Origin of the sequence: Bradyrhizobium campsiandrae (assembly GCF_014529705.1) — a bacterium.
GTDB lineage: Bacteria > Pseudomonadota > Alphaproteobacteria > Rhizobiales > Xanthobacteraceae > Bradyrhizobium > Bradyrhizobium campsiandrae.
Genome location: NZ_JAANIH010000271.1, coordinates 1 through 387, shown reverse-complemented (window position 1 = coordinate 387; position 387 = coordinate 1). Strand labels below are relative to the sequence as shown.

Sequence of the window (387 nt, the reverse complement as noted above, 5' to 3'; positions counted from 1 at the left end):
CATCGGAGTGTCTCCACTGTCCTCTTCGTGTGAACCCACATATGTGTATTACACGCAGGCTCCATGAATTGGATGTTAGCCTTACTGAAGTATCCACGATCAAGGATGAAACCTATCTTCTTATAGCCGTAGCCGCGAATCTTCTCCAGCATGTATTTCAGCTGCGAGACATCCACGATACTGCCCGGGTAGCTCTCGTAAAGCAGGGGCTTCTCATTGGTCATGTCGTAAGCAATCGAGTAGTTGATGATTGGCGCGCCAACGTCATTCTTAGGGTGACCGTATTCCGCCATCTCAATATCTCCAGCTTTACAGTTCTTGTTGGTGGAGTCATAGGAAACGTAGATTTTCTCGTTCTTGTCGTGGGTGGCGTTCCAGCTGTTCAAG

Annotated in this window: 1 protein-coding gene; it reads right to left on the bottom strand. The window is 48.3% G+C overall.

The annotated features are described in order from the left end of the window. Positions 1-387 (bottom strand): transposase (locus G8O24_RS47390; protein WP_497717877.1); only part of this gene is annotated, 387 nt, incomplete at both ends.